At 42.3% G+C, this 17,026-nt stretch carries 16 protein-coding genes; 12 read left to right on the top strand and 4 right to left on the bottom strand.

What is annotated here, in order from left to right; all coding sequences use genetic code 11:
* Positions 1 to 75: 75 nt before the first annotated feature.
* From rfaQ to FEK47_RS15980, 10 genes are all read left to right on the top strand, one after another.
* A complete protein-coding gene (gene rfaQ / locus FEK47_RS16025; RefSeq protein ID WP_130206721.1) occupies positions 76 to 1,146 on the top strand; it encodes a lipopolysaccharide core heptosyltransferase RfaQ in 1,071 nt (356 codons plus the stop codon).
* Positions 1,143 to 2,267, top strand: a complete 1,125-nt coding sequence (rfaG, locus tag FEK47_RS16020) for a lipopolysaccharide glucosyltransferase I (RefSeq protein WP_130215164.1) — start codon at positions 1,143 to 1,145, stop codon at positions 2,265 to 2,267. The genes rfaQ and rfaG overlap by 4 nt, the downstream gene beginning before the upstream one ends.
* A complete protein-coding gene (rfaP, locus tag FEK47_RS16015; protein ID WP_135487020.1) occupies positions 2,260 to 3,057 on the top strand; it encodes a lipopolysaccharide core heptose(I) kinase RfaP in 798 nt (265 codons plus the stop codon). The genes rfaG and rfaP overlap by 8 nt, the downstream gene beginning before the upstream one ends.
* A 36-nt stretch (positions 3,058 to 3,093) precedes the next feature.
* Positions 3,094 to 4,029: an LPS core biosynthesis protein RfaS gene (rfaS, locus tag FEK47_RS16010; protein WP_135403701.1), complete on the top strand. Its 936-nt coding sequence runs from the start codon at positions 3,094 to 3,096 to the stop codon at positions 4,027 to 4,029.
* Positions 4,030 to 4,072: 43 nt separating this feature from the next.
* Entirely contained in the window at positions 4,073 to 5,152 is a 1,080-nt protein-coding gene (gene waaB / locus FEK47_RS16005) for a lipopolysaccharide 1,6-galactosyltransferase (RefSeq protein WP_130222432.1), read from the top strand.
* On the top strand, positions 5,152 to 6,171 hold the full coding sequence (gene waaO / locus FEK47_RS16000) for a lipopolysaccharide 3-alpha-galactosyltransferase (protein WP_130222430.1): 1,020 nt from the start codon (positions 5,152 to 5,154) through the stop codon (positions 6,169 to 6,171). The genes waaB and waaO overlap by 1 nt, the downstream gene beginning before the upstream one ends.
* 39 nt (positions 6,172 to 6,210) lie before the next feature.
* Entirely contained in the window at positions 6,211 to 7,227 is a 1,017-nt protein-coding gene (gene rfaJ, locus FEK47_RS15995; protein WP_135487021.1) for a lipopolysaccharide 1,2-glucosyltransferase RfaJ, read from the top strand.
* A 17-nt stretch (positions 7,228 to 7,244) separates the two neighbouring features.
* Positions 7,245 to 7,943, top strand: a complete 699-nt coding sequence (rfaY, locus tag FEK47_RS15990; protein ID WP_130206705.1) for a lipopolysaccharide core heptose(II) kinase RfaY — start codon at positions 7,245 to 7,247, stop codon at positions 7,941 to 7,943.
* A gap of 73 nt (positions 7,944 to 8,016) precedes the next feature.
* Positions 8,017 to 8,790 carry a 3-deoxy-D-manno-oct-2-ulosonate III transferase WaaZ gene (gene waaZ / locus FEK47_RS15985; RefSeq protein WP_135487022.1) on the top strand — a complete coding sequence of 258 codons (774 nt, stop codon included), beginning with the start codon at positions 8,017 to 8,019 and terminating at the stop codon, positions 8,788 to 8,790.
* A gap of 87 nt (positions 8,791 to 8,877) precedes the next feature.
* Positions 8,878 to 10,020 (top strand): lipopolysaccharide N-acetylglucosaminyltransferase, encoded by a 1,143-nt coding sequence (locus FEK47_RS15980; RefSeq protein WP_135487023.1) that lies wholly within the window; start codon positions 8,878 to 8,880, stop codon positions 10,018 to 10,020.
* 53 nt (positions 10,021 to 10,073) lie between these two features.
* Here FEK47_RS15980 and rfaL read toward each other — a convergent pair whose 3' ends face one another.
* The 4 genes from rfaL to rfaD form a co-directional block, all read right to left on the bottom strand.
* Entirely contained in the window at positions 10,074 to 11,291 is a 1,218-nt protein-coding gene (gene rfaL, locus FEK47_RS15975) for an O-antigen ligase RfaL (RefSeq protein WP_138183270.1), read from the bottom strand.
* A gap of 38 nt (positions 11,292 to 11,329) precedes the next feature.
* Entirely contained in the window at positions 11,330 to 12,286 is a 957-nt protein-coding gene (gene rfaC, locus FEK47_RS15970; protein WP_135487024.1) for a lipopolysaccharide heptosyltransferase RfaC, read from the bottom strand.
* Positions 12,287 to 12,289: 3 nt separating this feature from the next.
* Positions 12,290 to 13,336 (bottom strand): ADP-heptose--LPS heptosyltransferase RfaF, encoded by a 1,047-nt coding sequence (gene rfaF, locus FEK47_RS15965; protein WP_130215184.1) that lies wholly within the window; start codon positions 13,334 to 13,336, stop codon positions 12,290 to 12,292.
* A 79-nt stretch (positions 13,337 to 13,415) separates the two neighbouring features.
* On the bottom strand, positions 13,416 to 14,396 hold the full coding sequence (rfaD, locus tag FEK47_RS15960) for an ADP-glyceromanno-heptose 6-epimerase (protein WP_000587766.1): 981 nt from the start codon (positions 14,394 to 14,396) through the stop codon (positions 13,416 to 13,418).
* A gap of 213 nt (positions 14,397 to 14,609) precedes the next feature.
* On the opposite strand from rfaD, the gene kbl reads away from it, so the two are divergent.
* Both kbl and tdh read left to right on the top strand, forming a co-directional pair.
* Complete coding sequence (kbl, locus tag FEK47_RS15955; RefSeq protein ID WP_130258364.1) at positions 14,610 to 15,806, top strand: glycine C-acetyltransferase; 1,197 nt, start codon at positions 14,610 to 14,612, stop codon at positions 15,804 to 15,806.
* 13 nt (positions 15,807 to 15,819) lie between these two features.
* Positions 15,820 to 16,845 (top strand): L-threonine 3-dehydrogenase, encoded by a 1,026-nt coding sequence (gene tdh / locus FEK47_RS15950; protein WP_130206693.1) that lies wholly within the window; start codon positions 15,820 to 15,822, stop codon positions 16,843 to 16,845.
* Positions 16,846 to 17,026: the final 181 nt, after the last annotated feature.

Here is a 17,026-nt window from a genome sequence, read left to right as displayed (position 1 = left end):
TAGCTGTTGAGCCTGGGGCGGTAGCGTGCTTTTTTCTGCTTAACTTAACCAGACAATCACACAAAAGAGTCGCTAGTGGAAAAGCCATTTCGAAAAATCCTGGTCATAAAGATGCGATATCATGGAGATATGTTATTAACTACTCCTGTCATCAGTACGCTCAAGCAGAATTATCCTGATGCAAAAATCGATATGCTGCTTTATCAGGATACCATCCCTATTTTGTCTGAAAACCCGGAAATTAATGCGCTCTACGGGATAAGCAATAAAGGTGCGGGAACATTCGATAAAATTAAAAATGTGCTTTCGTTGATAAAAACTCTGCGTGCGAATAATTATGACCTGGTCATTAATCTTACGGATCAGTGGATGGTGGCGCTGCTGGTACGTTTTTTACCCGCACGGATGAAAATATCGCAACTTTATGGTCATCGGCAGCATGGCATTTGGAAAAAAAGCTTCACACACTTAGCGCCAATACACGGCACACATATTGTTGAGCGTAATTTATCGGTCCTTGAGCCATTAGGTATTACCGATTTCTACACCGACACAACAATGAGTTACGCCGAAGATTGCTGGAAGAAGATGCGCCAGGAGTTAGATGCCCTGGGCGTAAAAGATCATTATGTTGTCATCCAACCGACAGCGCGTCAGATATTTAAGTGCTGGGATAACGATAAATTTTCTAAGGTTATCGATGCGCTGCAACAGCGAGGGTATCAGGTTGTCCTGACCTGTGGGCCTTCGGCAGATGATCTCGCTTGTGTAGATGAGATTGCACGAGGTTGCGAAACGAAACCCATTACTGGCCTTGCAGGTAAAACACGTTTTCCTGAACTAGGCGCGTTAATTGATCATGCTGTGCTTTTTATTGGCGTGGATTCTGCGCCGGGGCATATTGCGGCGGCGGTGAAGACGCCAGTTATTAGCCTATTTGGGGCCACTGATCATGTATTCTGGCGCCCATGGACCGAGAATATTATTCAGTTCTGGGCGGGGAATTATCAGAAAATGCCGACCCGGCATGAACTTGACCGCAACAAAAAATATCTTTCTGTTATTCCAGCGGAAGATGTGATCGCCGCCACGGAAAAGCTGTTGCCAGAAGATGCCCCTTCAGCTGACAGGAATACACAATTATGATCGTGGCGTTTTGTTTATATAAATATTTTCCATTTGGTGGGCTTCAACGTGACTTTATGCGCATTGCATCAACAGTTGCCGCACGGGGCCACCATGTTCGAGTCTATACGCAGTCGTGGGAAGGTGATTGCCCGAAAGCATTTGAGCTTATTCAGGTGCCAGTTAAGTCCCATACCAACCATGGACGCAATGCAGAATATTATGCCTGGGTACAAAATCATCTCAAAGCGCATCCCGCTGATCGCGTTGTTGGGTTTAATAAGATGCCAGGGTTGGATGTTTATTTTGCCGCTGATGTTTGTTACGCCGAGAAAGTTGCGCAAGAAAAAGGTTTTTTATATCGTTTAACATCACGATATCGCCATTATGCCGCATTTGAGCGAGCGACTTTCGAGCAGGGTAAATCGACGAAACTTATGATGCTGACCGATAAGCAAATCGCCGATTTCCAGAAGCATTATCAAACTGAATCTGAACGTTTTCAAATTCTTCCTCCCGGTATTTATCCGGACAGAAAATACAGCGAGCAAATCCCAAACAGTCGTGAAATTTATCGCCAGAAAAATGGCATAAAAGAGCAACAAAACTTATTACTGCAGGTTGGATCAGATTTTGGCCGTAAAGGTGTGGATCGCTCAATTGAGGCTTTGGCATCGTTACCGGAATCATTACGTCACAATACGCTTTTATTTGTTGTTGGTCAGGATAAACCGCGGAAATTTGAAGCGTTGGCAGAAAAACTCGGCGTGCGGAGCAATGTGCATTTCTTCTCTGGCCGCAATGATGTGTCAGAATTAATGGCAGCCGCTGATTTATTACTGCACCCCGCTTATCAGGAAGCCGCGGGTATCGTTCTTCTTGAAGCGATCACTGCTGGATTACCTGTTTTAACAACTGCGGTATGTGGATATGCGCATTATATTGCGGATGCCAATTGTGGAACGGTCATCGCTGAACCTTTCTCCCAGGAACAATTAAATGAAGTTTTACGTAAAGCGTTAACACAGTCTCCATTACGAATGGCCTGGGCGGAGAATGCTCGCCATTATGCCGATACTCAGGATTTGTATAGCCTGCCAGAGAAAGCCGCAGATATCATTACAGGTGGTTTAGATGGTTGAATTAAAAGAGCCGCTTGCCACACTTTGGCGTGGTAAAGATGCTTTTGCAGAAGTCAAAAAACTGAATGGCGAGGTCTTTCGTGAACTCGAGACGCGTCGCACATTACGCTTTGAACTGGCCGGGAAAAGCTATTTCCTCAAATGGCACAAAGGGACGACTTTAAAAGAAATTATAAAAAACCTGCTCTCATTGCGGATGCCCGTTTTAGGCGCAGACAGAGAGTGGCACGCTATTCATCGCCTGAGTGATGTTGGCGTTGATACAATGAAGGGCATTGGGTTTGGTGAAAAAGGGTTAAACCCATTAACCCGTACATCATTTATTATTACCGAAGATCTCACTCCCACGATTAGCCTTGAAGATTATTGTGCCGATTGGGCCGTTAATCCTCCTGATATATGTGTTAAACGTATGCTGATCGCGCGTGTGGCAACCATGGTGCGTAAAATGCACGCCGCAGGGATAAACCACCGCGACTGTTATATTTGCCACTTTTTGCTCCATTTGCCATTTACTGGCCGGGAAGATGAATTAAAAATTTCGGTTATCGATCTGCATCGGGCACAGATACGGGCAAAAGTACCACGTCGTTGGCGGGATAAAGATTTGATTGGTTTGTATTTCTCATCAATGAATATTGGGCTGACGCAGAGAGATATCTGGCGATTTATGAAAGTTTATTTTGGGATGCCTTTACGTAATATATTATCTCTTGAACGGAATTTATTGAACATGGCAAGTGTTAAGGCCGAGCATATTAAAGAGCGAACACAACGTAAAGGATTATAAAAATATTTATCAGTATGTACTGGAACTAACTTCATTATGACTATTTATTTTATAAACTGGGTTGCAGATTATGAATTAAAAATGATCCAGTACCTGAAAAAAAAGTACAAGATAAAAAATATAACAACACCAAAAAAATACAACTGGGTTAATAAGAAAATTTCGAAATTAGGGATGGATAATGCATGGCTGGGACGATTATTTATCAAACATCACCTAAATGCTGTAAAAAAGGATGATATAATTATCTTTAATGACAGTGTCATTAATAAAGGTATTAACAAGCAAATATTAATAAATATTAATTGTCATAAGGTATTACTTCTAAGAAATACTGTCAACGAAGATTTTATTTTTGATAACACTAATTATTTTGATATTATCTATGATTTTGAGCATAGATTTATAGGGAATGAAAAGACCAAGGCAATAGAACAATTTTTTCCTATAGGAATGGATGAAATTAGAAATTATAGTTTATCTGACAAAAATAACAGTCAGCCAATATGTTTTTTTCTTGGTCGTGATAAAGGACGTCTTCAAATAATTAATGAATTAGCCGATAGATTAACAACACTAGGATGTAAACTGGATTTTAATGTTGTCAAAGATAAAACATCATCTCCGACTTCAAAGTATTTGATTGAAAAACAAATACCGTACGAAGAGAATATTAGAAGAACATTAAATGCTAATATAATTGTTGATATAACTAAAGAAAACCAATCTGGCTGGACTCTTCGTATACTTGAGGCACTATTTTTCAATAAAAAATTAATTACTAATAATATAAATATACTTGGCTCAGAAATCTATAGTGAGTCTCGTTTTTTTATAATAGGTCATGATGATTGGGATAAGTTAGAGTATTTTATTAACTCATCTGTTAAACCAATGGATTATGATAGTTTATATAAATTCAGCCCTGATAAAATGATGTCAACAATTGTTTCTGATTTTATAGAAAAATAAAACCGTTAAAACAGTGAGTTTTACTCAATTAATGAGAGTTTCAATGAAAATAGCATTTATCGGCGAAGCTGTTTCTGGATTTGGCGGCATGGAAACAGTCATTCGTGATGTTATTACTACCTTCAGGCAACAACATATCCAAAGTGAAATGTTTTTCTTTTGTCGTAATGATAAAATGGATAAGGGATGGCTGGAAGGTATTAAGTACTCGTGTTCATTTTCCAATATTCGCTTAGGTTTTTTGCGTCGGGCGAAACATATTCATGCTTTAAGCAAATGGCTTCAGAATTATCAGCCAGATGTTGTTATTTGTATTGACGTTATCTCGTGTTTGTATGCGGCCAAAGCACGTAAAAAATCAGGAATTGATGTGCCAGTATTTTCATGGCCGCATTTTTCTTTAGATCACAAAAAACATGCTGAATATATCACCTGTGCCGACTATCATTTAGCAATCAGCTCTGGCATTAAACAGCAAATGATTAATCGGGGTGTACCAGAATCGACGATAAATGTTATTTTTAATCCAGTCGAAGCTAAAGGCACAGTCATTCCTGCGCCTGAGGAAGGCGAAACGGCAACGTTCATTTATGTTGGGCGTATGAAATTCGAGGGCCAGAAGCGGGTTAAAGACCTCCTTGATGGCTTATCACAAGCGCAAGGTAACTGGAAACTCCATGTATTGGGTGATGGTTCCGATTTCGAAAAATGCCAAGCTTATGGTAGAGAATTAAATATTGATGATCGAATAGTCTGGTATGGTTGGCAACAACATCCCTGGGAATTGGTCCAGCAAGATATTAAAAAAGTGAGTGCATTATTGCTCACGTCATCTTTTGAAGGTTTCCCAATGACCCTACTTGAAGCCTTGTCATGGGGAATTCCTTGCATCAGCGCCGATTGTGTCTCCGGGCCTGCTGACATTATTCAACCTGATGTTAATGGTCATCTGTATCAACCGGGAGATATTGCTGGTTTTGTATCTCTTCTCAATAAATATATAGCAGGTGAAATTTATATCGAACATGAAAAAATTCCTGCGTCGATCGATAAATTTTACCAATCGAAGTACTACGATAGATTACATAAGATAATTATTTCTGCTATTTCCCGGAGGAAATAATGCAGCAGGTGTTTTTCCAGGAAACTGAGTTTCTTAATTCAGTTATTGATTATAATCATAAAGTAGAAACAGAAAATCTTTGTCTGGACATCGCTTATGGAACTGACAAAAATTTTCTATTTGGTTGCGGAATTTCGATTGCTTCAATATTAAAGTATAATGAAGGAAGTCGATTGTGTTTCCATATTTTTACTGACTATTTTGGTGATGATGATCGTAAGTATTTTGATGCCCTGGCGCTGCAGTATAAAACCAGAATTAAAATATATCTGATTAATGCTGATCGACTCCGCTCATTGCCTAGCACTAAGAACTGGACTCATGCAATATATTTTCGCTTTGTTATTGCAGATTACTTTATTAATAAGGCGTCTAAAGTCCTTTATCTGGATGCAGATATCATTTGTCAGGGGAGTATTGAGCCACTAATTAATTTCTCATTTCCTGACAATAAAGTCGCAATGGTTGTTACAGAAGGGCAAACTGACTGGTGGGAAAAACGCGCACATTCGTTAGGTGTTGCGGGAATTGCTAAAGGTTACTTTAACTCCGGTTTTTTATTGATTAATACTGACCAATGGGCTGCTCAGCAAGTTTCTGCACGAGCCATTGCAATGCTAAATGATCCAGAAATAGTCAAAAAAATAACACATCCTGATCAGGATGTATTAAATATGTTGCTGGCAGACAGACTTATTTTTGCTGATATAAAATATAACACCCAGTTTAGCTTAAACTATCAACTCAAAGAAAGTTTTACAAACCCAGTAACCAACGATACTATTTTTATCCACTATATCGGTCCAACCAAGCCCTGGCATGATTGGGCCTGGGATTATCCTGTATCACAAGCCTTTATGGAGGCAAAAAATGCTTCGCCATGGAAGAGTACGGCGTTGCTGAAACCGAACAATAGCAATCAATTAAGATATAGCGCAAAACATATGCTTAAAAAGCATAGATATCTAAAAGGATTTAGCAATTATCTTTTTTATTTTATTGAAAAGATAAAGCATTAAAACTGGGAAACTATAAAGTAATGATATAAGGGTAGCATTGTGGACTCATTTCCTGCCATAGAGATAGATAAAGTTAAAGCCTGGGATTATCGGCTAGTTAATATAAATACTTCTGAATGTTTAAATGTTGCCTATGGTGTCGATGCTAATTATCTTGATGGTGTAGGTGTTTCCATCACATCAATTGTCCTAAACAATCGACATATTAATCTTGATTTTTATATTATTGCTGACGTTTATAATGATGGTTTTTTTCAAAAAGTCGCAAAGCTTGCAGAGCAATACCAATTAAGAATCACGTTATATAGAATTAACACTGATAAGCTCCAGTGCTTGCCTTGTACACAGGTCTGGTCAAGAGCAATGTACTTCCGTTTATTTGCATTTCAATTATTGGGTTTAACGCTTGATCGTTTGCTTTATCTTGATGCAGATGTTGTTTGTAAAGGCGATATTAGCCAACTATTGCATCTGGATTTAAACGGAGCGGTAGCTGCTGTTGTTAAAGATGTTGAGCCAATGCAGGAAAAGGCGGTATCCAGGTTGTCTGATCCTGAATTACTTGGGCAGTACTTTAATTCCGGCGTCGTTTATTTAGACTTAAAAAAATGGGCTGGCGCAAAACTAACAGAAAAAGCGTTGTCTATTCTTATGAGTAAAGATAATGTTTATAAATACCCTGATCAGGATGTTATGAATATCTTACTGAAAGGGATGACAATATTTTTGCCTCGTGAGTACAATACAATTTATACAATTAAAAGTGAATTAAAAGACAAAACACATCAAAACTATAAAAAGCTGATTACAGAAAGTACTCTGCTTATTCATTATACAGGTGCAACTAAACCGTGGCACAAATGGGCAATTTATCCATCGGTAAAATACTATAAAATAGCTTTAGAAAATTCACCATGGAAAGATGACTCTCCACGAGATGCAAAATCAATTATTGAATTTAAAAAAAGATATAAACATCTTTTAGTACAGCATAAATATATCTCAGGAATTATAGCAGGAGTCTGTTATCTTTGCCGAAAATATTACCGTAAATAACATTTAACTGGTTTATTATGATTCAGAAGAGCAAGATCAAAGACTTGGTTGTTTTTACCGATGAAAACAATTCAAAGTATCTCAATGTATTAAATGACTTCTTGTCTTATAATATAAATATCATCAAGGTTTTTCGTTCTATTGATGATACAAAAGTTATGCTTATTGATACCGATTACGGTAAATTGATTCTTAAGGTTTTTTCTCCGAAAGTTAAGCGTAACGAACGTTTCTTTAAGTCTCTGTTAAAAGGTGATTATTACGAACGCCTTTTTGAGCAAACCCAAAAAGTAAGAAATGAAGGGTTAAATACACTCAATGATTTTTATTTATTGGCTGAGCGGAAAACCTTACGATTTGTCCATACTTATATCATGATCATCGAGTATATTGATGGCATAGAGTTGTGTGATATGCCTGATATTGATGATGTGCTAAAAAATAAAATTCAGCAATCAATTAATTCCTTACATCAACATGGCATGGTTTCTGGCGACCCCCATCGTGGTAACTTCATTATAAAAAATGGTGAGGTTCGAATTATTGATCTCTCCGGAAAACGTGCTTCAGCGCAGCGTAAAGCGAAAGATCGTATTGACTTAGAGCGTCATTACGGTATTAAAAATGAGATTAAAGATCTAGGCTATTATCTTTTAGTATATCGTAAAAAAATGCGCAATTTTATGCGGCGTTTGAAAGGGAAACCAGCGCGCTAAAATAGAAATACCCACAATTACATGTCTTCACCAGGACAGTTTTAAGCGGAGTTATTTATTTCACAGGTTTATCATGAAGAATATTAGATACATTGACAAAAAAGATGTTGAAAACCTGATTGAAAATAAAACATCTGATGATGTTATTATTTTTCTTTCTGGCCCTACATCGCAAAAAACACCTTTGTCAGCATTACGAACAAAGGATATTATTGCTGTCAATGGTTCTGCGCAATATTTGTTAAGTCATAATATCGTTCCTTTTATATATGTACTTACAGATGTCCGCTTTTTACATCAGCGTCGTGATGATTTTTATAAATTTAGCCAGAGAAGTCGTTATACCATAGTAAACGTTGACGTTTATGAACACGCTTCCAAAGAAGATAAACTTTATATCCTCCAGAACTGCCTCGTATTACGATCTTTTTACCGCCGAGAAAAAGGCGGTTTGATAAAGAAGATTAAATTTAATATTTTGAGCCAGATTCACAAAGAACTGCTGATCTCTGTACCGTTGTCTAAAAAAGGTCGTCTGGTTGGATTTTGCAAGGACATTAGTCTTGGTTATTGCTCATGCCATACTATTGCTTTTGCTGCAATTCAAATAGCATATTCACTTAAATATGCGCGAATTATTTGTTCCGGTCTGGATTTAACTGGTAGTTGTTCGCGTTTCTATGATGAAAATAAGAATCCAATGCCCTCGGAATTAAGTAAGGATTTATTCAAAATCTTGCCATTTTTCCGTTTTATGCGTGATAATGTAGATGATATTAATATTTATAATTTGTCGGATGATACGGCAATTAAATATGATATCATTCCATTTATGGAACTGTCATAAATTCTATAATCTTGAGTTTGCTATAAAATAATCTAGTATTTTCTATGTCTTTATCTCGTATTATCAAAATATTGGAGTTGGCTAATAATGATTAAAAAGATAATATTTACCGTCACACCAATATTTTCTATACCGCCAAAAGGAGCTGCAGCGGTTGAAACATGGATTTATCAGGTCGCCAAAAGACTTTCGATTCCAGCAACTATCGCATGTATTCGAAACGACGGTTACCCTATCTACACAAAAGTAAATGATAATTGTGATATTCACTACATTGGTTTTAGTCGAGTCTATAAACGACTTTTCCAAAAGTGGACTCGACTTGATCCTGTGCCATATTCTCAGCGCATTTTAAATACTCAACCTATAAACGCTGATCCGAAAGACTCAGTTATTGTTATCCACAATAGTATGAAGCTGTATAAACAGATTCGTGGCAGAAGTCCTCAAGCACAGCTAGTCATGCACCTTCACAATGCTTTTGAACCCGGGCAGTTAGACAAAAATGCAAAAGTAATTGTTCCTAGCCAGTTTCTGTACGATTTCTATTCGGAAAAAATGCCTGATGCAGATATTACTATTGTGCCTAATGGTTTTTGCTCTGAATCGTATACACATGATAATACTGAAGATTTAAGGAAGAAGCTTAACATCGATGCGAATGATACGGTGTTATTATTTGCAGGAAGGATATCGCCAGATAAAGGCTGTCTGATGCTTATGGATGCTTTCAATAAGCTGCGTAAGAATCGAGATAACCTTAAATTGGTTATCGTTGGTGATCCTTTTGCCAGTAAAAAAGGTGAAAAAGCTGAATATCAGAAAAAGGTTCTGGATGAAGCGAAAGCTATTGGCGCGCAATGTATTATGGCGGGTGGGCAGCCACCGGAGCAGATGCATAAATATTACCGCTTAGCAGATTTAGTTGTTGTTCCTTCTCAGGTAGAAGAAGCTTTTTGCATGGTAGCTGTTGAAGCGATGGCGGCTGGTAAACCTGTACTTGCGAGTCAAAAAGGTGGGATAAGCGAGTTTGTTCTGGAAGGAATAACAGGATATCACCTTGCAGAGCCTATGACATCTGAAAGCATTCTCTTTGATATTAACCGGGTCTTAGCAGACAGTAATAAAGCACAAATTGCTGAAAATGCCCAGAAATTCGTTTTTTCAAAATATAGCTGGGAACATGTAACTCAGTGTTTTGAGGCACAAATGCAAGACTGGTTTGGTTAAAAATTATTTGATTTGAAGAGTCTGCCTGAACTCAATGTCAGGCAGGCTTTTTTTTATTTATTCCGCATAGCTAACAGCAAACCAACAATCAAGCCAATAGGTTTGAGATCAACTTCCTCGAAATTACCTCGGATAATATAAAAACCAACAAGAGTTAAAAATAGCAGTAATTGACCATTATAAGGAGTGATCACTACTTTTTTAAATGTTGCGTTAGCTGTTTCTTTGATAATAGAGCCATACAGATAAAGTAAAGCGAGTAGCCCAGCTAAACCTGCTGCAAACCAAATTGATAAAATAATGTTGTGTGGTCCAATGGATTGCCTGAACGTCCATGATGGAAAATCTACGACACGCTTATTGTATATTGCATGGTAAATATCATCGCCATAGCCATATCCCTTAAGTGGGTTCTCCATAATTAATGTCCACGCTGTACCTTGTGTACCATTGGTATAGCGATAAGAACTGTCGGTCTGTTGAAGCTTATAAATAAGCCTATTTTTATCGGTATGATCACTTTTATAGATAAATACACATGCTGCGGCAACAGAAATAACGATGGACGTCAGCATCAATAATTTCCACTGACGATTTAAGATTAACCATAGTAGAGCCACTATGAATACTGCCAGCCATGCACCACGAGAGAGCGTTCCTAATAGCAGAAACAAGAAAACTGCACTAAAAATTACGAATGCTATTTTATAAGAGGTTTTCTTGATAAGCCAAAGATTTAATAATGCTGGAAATAGAAACACCATTGAGTCGGAAATACTACGGTGTTCAGAAGTTGAAAATGGCATTATTCCTTTATTATAATCCTGAATATAAAGAATGATCTCAACAAGGCAACGTAATCCAAGTCCGGTAACTAATGAGAATAGTACAACTTTACCGATGCTTTCATTATCCTCATCTTTTAATAATGCGGGTATAAGTAAACTATATGCCAAAAATCCTTTTAGCACCGTGTTACTGAATTCTTTAAAGCTTATTTTCAGATCTGGTGATATGAAAGAGGCATATGAAAGAATGAGTGACAGTGCCAGGACACTATAAAAAAGATTATTTTTATAGAGCACTTTAAATGTCCCAGGTGCACGAAAAACTTGATAGATTACCGTAATAATCATTAGTACAGATATGATATGTTTATAACGGGTAATACCATCAAGGAAAAAGGTTGCAATAAAGAGGAATACCAATATTTTATTCCAGTATGGTTTCCAATTCTCTTTATTACGCAGCGCCAGCGAGGCTGTTAACATTGCTTCTCCACCATCTTAAATAATATAGAACGTGTCAATCAGGAATTGATTTTTTTTAATACTGCTTCTGCAGCCAGATGAGCAAGATCTTTATCCGGTGCCATGCAAACTACCTGATTCTTCCCATAACCGCCAATTAATCCAGGGTCTGTAGGCCCATAAACTGTGATATTGGGTTTATCGAGTGCCGCAGTTAAATGGCTTAATCCTGTATCGACTGACACAACAAATTTAGCTCCAGCCAGCACGCGGGCAACGCCTTCCAGAGTCATCTTCGGCAGTACGTCGACATAATCAAAGCCTTCCGCCAGCCTTTTTGCCCGCTCTTCTTCATGCGGCGCTCCCCACGGTAGTTTAATTCGAATCCCTGAACCTGCCAGTAAACCAATTAATTCTCGCCAGTGCTCTTCCGGCCAGTGTTTATCATCGCGGGTGGTCGCATGAAGGAATACAGCATACTCCCCAGCATCCGTTAGTGGATTTGTCAGGAAATGCTGCGCAATAGCATAATCGCCCTGGGCCTGCGGTTTGCTATACCCAAGGCTTTTTGCAAACAGTTCACGGGTACGTTCTACAGCATGCTGCTGTTTCGCAATATGATGTTTGCGATTGTAAAACAGGCTGGCTAAAGGCTCGCGAGCAGTTTGCCAGTCCATTCCATGCTTAACGCCATGTGCTAAACGTGTCACCAGTGCCGCGCTTTTTACCAGCCCTTGGGCGTCGATAACTGCGTCATAGTTCTCTGTTTGTAGCGATTCACGAAACGCTTTGCGTTCCGCTTTTATGGGGGCCGAGAACCAGGCTTTGCGCCAGCGTCGTATCGCCACCGGAATAACCCGCTCAACGGCGGCGTGCCAGGAAGGAATCTGTGCGAATCCCTCTTCCACCACCCAATCAAACTTAATCCCCGGGATTGCCTGCTGGGCATCGGTGAGTGCGGGCAGCGTATGGAGAACATCGCCCATCGACGATGTTTTAACGATCAAAACCCGCATCCGTCAGGCTTCCTCTTGTAACAATAGCGCGTTGAGTTCTTCCAGTACGCGCTGGGGAGTAATGTCGATCAGACTCTGGTGATATCCTTCTGCGGCATCGCCTTTACGCACTTTGTGGTAGCCGGTAATCAGACGAATGACTCGCGCTTTATGGGATAGCGGCGGCGTAAAGTCCGGACTGCTCGGCCCATACAGAGCAACCAGTGGACGATTGAGCGCCGCAGCAACGTGCATCAGGCCAGAATCGTTCGTGACAATGGCTTTACAGGCGGCAATCAAAATGACTGCCTGCTCAAGCTGTGTTTCCCCCGCCAGGTTCCGACACCATGCCTGCTGCTCGGTATTCAAAGCGGCAAGAATCTCATTGCCCGCCTCATGATCTTTCGCAGAGCCAAACAGAACCACCTGATAACCTTCATCAATCAGCTGCTTTGCCAGCTCTGCATAGTGGTAGTGTGGCCAGCGTTTCGCCGGGCCAAACTCCGCACCCGGGCAAAAGCCAATCATCGGACGTTCTGATGAGAGCGAAAATTGGTTACAGGTATACGATTTTTCACCTTCGCTCACCTGCAATTGCGGCCATAACAACGGTTTTGGTAGATCTTGTGCGGTACGCATCACGCCTTTGTCATAGGCCAGCGCCACATAGCGTTCCACCATTAGCGGCCAGGCTTCTTTATCGAGCACACGTACATCGTTGAGTAAACCGTAGCGCATCTCGCCGCGCCAGCCGGTGCGATGAGGAATACCCGCGAAGAAAGGCACTAATGCGGATTTGAAGGAGTTGGGTAAGACGTAGGCGCGGTCGTAGCGCTTTTCACGCAGACTATGACCCAGTTTGCGGCGTTCGCCGATTTCCAGCGCCCCGTGACCGAGAGGCATAGGGATAGCTTCGTTAACTTCCGGCATCCGCGATAATAATGGACGGCACCATGCCGGTGCCATCACGTCGATTATCGCCTGGGGATAGCGCGCCTGGAGCGTGCGATAGAGACTTTGCGACATCATCATGTCGCCAACCCAAGACGGGCCGATCACCAATATTTTCATTCACTTCATCCTTCAAGCTGTCTCTGCGGCGGCTGCCTGCGTTCACTCCGGTCACTTACTTTTGTAAGCTCCCGGAGATTCACTTAGTTGCCGCCTTGATACCGCTCGAATGATTTTGTGAATTTACGTTGATGTCGCGATTCAGCCAGGCCATGTATTCCGTTACACCTTCAGCAACGGTTTTGAACGGTTTGTCGTAACCCGCAGCGCGCAGATTAGTCAGATCCGCCTGAGTAAACGCCTGGTAGCGGCCTTTCAGTTTATCCGGGAACGGAATGTATTCGATCTGACCTTTCTTGTGATAAGCAAGCGTTGCATCTGCTACTGCCTGGAAGGATTCCGCACGACCAGTACCGAGGTTGAAGATGCCGGAAACGCCATTTTCCAGGAACCACAGATTCACATCAGCCACGTCGCCCACGTAGACGAAGTCGCGTTTAAAGTTCTCGCTACCTTCGAACAGTTTCGGAGACTCACCGTTGTTAAGCTGGGTGTTGAGATGGAAAGCGACGCTCGCCATGCTGCCTTTATGGCCTTCACGCGGTCCATAAACGTTGAAATAGCGGAAGCCAACAATCTGCGAGTTCGCTTCTGGCAGGATTTGACGAACATATTCATCAAACAGGAACTTCGAATAACCGTAGACATTCAGTGGTTTTTCGTATTCGCGGGATTCAATAAAGTCGGAGGTGCGACCGCCGTAAGTGGCTGCGGAAGAGGCGTACAGGAACGGGATTTCGCGCTCCAGACAGTAGTGCAGCAGCTCTTTGGAGTATTGATAGTTGTTATCCATCATATACTTGCCGTCCCACTCGGTAGTGGAAGAGCACGCGCCTTCGTGGAAAATCGCTTCGACATCGCCGAACTCTTCGCCCGCCATAATCTGGATCAGGAAGTCTTCCTTATCCATATAGTCCGCGATGTTCAGGTCCACCAGGTTCACAAACTTGGTGCCGTCTTTCAGGTTGTCCACCACCAGAATATCGGTGATGCCTTTATCATTCAGGGCCTTAACGATGTTGCTGCCGATAAAGCCCGCGCCGCCGGTAACGATGATCATAACTGTAACCTTCGAATTATGGAGTCAGAGACAATCTCAGACACGAATACTTCTATCATATCACTACACGGCGTTGGCTTCAGCCATTCGCCGAAAGTGAGGGGGATGGACGTTATTTATTCTAAATTTTACAGAAGTGTTAACGCGTCATCTCGTCGCGAACTATAAGTTTGGGTAATATGTGCTGGAAATTGCCCTGTCTGGAGAATCGCAATGCGTGGAGAATTTTATCAGCAGTTAACTAACGATCTGGAAACCGCAAGGGCGGAAGGGTTGTTTAAAGAAGAACGCATTATTACGTCTGCGCAGCAAGCAGACATCACTGTGGCTGATGGAAGTCACGTCATAAACTTTTGTGCCAATAACTATCTCGGACTGGCGAATCATCCGGATCTGATTGCGGCGGCAAAGGCGGGAATGGATTCTCACGGTTTCGGCATGGCTTCGGTGCGTTTTATTTGCGGCACTCAGGACAGCCATAAAGAGCTTGAACAAAAACTGGCGGCCTTCCTGGGGATGGAAGATGCGATTCTCTACTCTTCCTGCTTTGATGCCAACGGCGGTCTGTTTGAAACGTTGCTGGGCGCGGAAGACGCCATTATCTCCGATGCTCTGAACCATGCCTCGATCATTGACGGCGTGCGACTGTGTAAAGCCAAACGCTATCGCTATGCCAACAACAATATGCAGGAGCTGGAAGCGTGCCTGAAAGAAGCGCGTGAATCCGGGGCGCGCCATGTGTTAATCGCCACCGATGGCGTGTTCTCTATGGATGGCGTAATTGCCAACCTGAAAGGGGTTTGCGATCTGGCCGATAAATACGATGCGCTGGTGATGGTGGATGATTCCCATGCGGTCGGTTTTGTCGGTGAGAACGGTCGCGGTTCTCATGAATACTGCGATGTGATGGGCCGGGTCGATATTATCACCGGAACACTCGGTAAAGCACTGGGCGGGGCTTCTGGTGGTTATACCGCGGCGCGCAAAGAGGTGGTTGAGTGGCTGCGCCAGCGTTCTCGCCCGTACCTGTTCTCCAACTCGCTGGCACCAGCGATTGTCGCCGCTTCCATCAAAGTGCTGGAGATGGTTGAAGCGGGTAGCGAGCTGCGTGACCGTCTGTGGGCGAATGCGCGTCAGTTCCGTGAGCAAATGTCGGCGGCGGGCTTTACCCTGGCGGGAGCCGATCACGCCATTATTCCGGTCATGCTTGGCGATGCGGTAGTGGCGCAGAAATTTGCTCGTGAGCTGCAAAAAGAGGGCATTTACGTCACCGGTTTCTTCTATCCGGTCGTTCCGAAAGGTCAGGCGCGTATTCGTACTCAGATGTCTGCGGCGCATACTCCTGAGCAAATTACGCGTGCGGTAGAAGCGTTCACGCGTATTGGTAAACAACTGGGCGTAATCGCCTGAGTGAGGATGTGAGATGAAAGCGTTATCCAAACTGAAAGCGGAAGAGGGCATCTGGATGACCGACGTTCCTGAACCGGAACTCGGACATAACGATCTGCTGATTAAAATCCGTAAAACAGCCATCTGCGGGACTGACGTTCACATCTATAACTGGGATGAGTGGTCGCAAAAAACCATCCCAGTACCGATGGTTGTAGGCCATGAATATGTTGGTGAGGTGGTTGGCATCGGTCAGGAAGTGAAAGGCTTCAAGATCGGCGATCGCGTTTCTGGCGAAGGCCATATCACCTGTGGTCATTGCCGCAACTGTCGTGGTGGTCGTACCCATTTGTGCCGCAACACGATAGGCGTTGGTGTTAATCGCCCGGGCTGCTTCGCCGAATATCTGGTGATCCCGGCATTCAACGCCTTCAAAATCCCCGACAATATCTCCGATGACTTAGCCGCAATTTTTGACCCGTTCGGAAATGCGGTGCATACGGCGCTATCATTTGATCTGGTCGGCGAAGATGTTCTGGTTTCTGGTGCAGGCCCAATTGGTATTATGGCCGCGGCGGTAGCGAAACACGTTGGTGCACGCAACGTGGTGATCACTGATGTTAACGAATACCGTCTGGGGCTGGCGCGCAAAATGGGCATCACTCGTGCGGTTAACGTCGCCAAAGAAAACCTCAATGACGTGATGGCCGAGCTGGGCATGACTGAAGGCTTTGATGTTGGTCTGGAGATGTCTGGTGCGCCGTCAGCGTTTCGCACGATGCTGGACACCATGAATCACGGGGGGCGTATTGCGATGCTGGGTATCCCGCCGTCTGATATGTCTATCGACTGGACAAAAGTGATCTTTAAAGGCCTGTTCATTAAAGGTATTTACGGTCGTGAGATGTTTGAAACCTGGTACAAGATGGCGGCGCTGATTCAGTCTGGTCTGGATCTCTCGCCAATCATTACCCATCGTTTCTCCATCGACGATTTCCAGAAAGGCTTTGATGCTATGCGTTCTGGCCAGTCCGGGAAAGTTATTCTGAGCTGGGATTAACACGAACAAGGGCTGGTATTCCAGCCCTTTCTCCTGAGGATAATCCGTTAAATATGTAAAATCCTGTCAGTGTAATAAAGATATCGTAATTGCGCTGTTATCTTATATTGCTGCTTTCATTATCTCTCTAGCCTGAAGTTACTTTCTCACCCGTAAAAATAATATTTCACAAGCTTAATGG

Origin of the sequence: Escherichia sp. E3659 (assembly GCF_005781135.1) — a bacterium.
GTDB lineage: Bacteria > Pseudomonadota > Gammaproteobacteria > Enterobacterales > Enterobacteriaceae > Escherichia.
Note: the sequence above shows the minus strand (reverse complement) of the source record. Positions and strands in the feature narration are given on the sequence as shown.

Coding starts and splice junctions, on each gene's coding strand:
- waaZ (WP_135487022.1), top strand. CDS start 8,017: ATGAAGAATATTAGATACATTGACAAAAAAGATGTTGAAAACCTGATT.
- kbl (WP_130258364.1), top strand. CDS start 14,610: ATGCGTGGAGAATTTTATCAGCAGTTAACTAACGATCTGGAAACCGCA.
- rfaP (WP_135487020.1), top strand. CDS start 2,260: ATGGTTGAATTAAAAGAGCCGCTTGCCACACTTTGGCGTGGTAAAGAT.
- rfaL (WP_138183270.1), bottom strand. CDS start 11,291: ATGTTAACAGCCTCGCTGGCGCTGCGTAATAAAGAGAATTGGAAACCA.
- tdh (WP_130206693.1), top strand. CDS start 15,820: ATGAAAGCGTTATCCAAACTGAAAGCGGAAGAGGGCATCTGGATGACC.
- rfaG (WP_130215164.1), top strand. CDS start 1,143: ATGATCGTGGCGTTTTGTTTATATAAATATTTTCCATTTGGTGGGCTT.
- waaO (WP_130222430.1), top strand. CDS start 5,152: ATGCAGCAGGTGTTTTTCCAGGAAACTGAGTTTCTTAATTCAGTTATT.
- rfaD (WP_000587766.1), bottom strand. CDS start 14,396: ATGATCATCGTTACCGGCGGCGCGGGCTTTATCGGCAGCAACATCGTT.
- FEK47_RS15980 (WP_135487023.1), top strand. CDS start 8,878: ATGATTAAAAAGATAATATTTACCGTCACACCAATATTTTCTATACCG.
- waaB (WP_130222432.1), top strand. CDS start 4,073: ATGAAAATAGCATTTATCGGCGAAGCTGTTTCTGGATTTGGCGGCATG.
- rfaF (WP_130215184.1), bottom strand. CDS start 13,336: ATGAAAATATTGGTGATCGGCCCGTCTTGGGTTGGCGACATGATGATG.
- rfaC (WP_135487024.1), bottom strand. CDS start 12,286: ATGCGGGTTTTGATCGTTAAAACATCGTCGATGGGCGATGTTCTCCAT.
- rfaS (WP_135403701.1), top strand. CDS start 3,094: ATGACTATTTATTTTATAAACTGGGTTGCAGATTATGAATTAAAAATG.
- rfaY (WP_130206705.1), top strand. CDS start 7,245: ATGATTCAGAAGAGCAAGATCAAAGACTTGGTTGTTTTTACCGATGAA.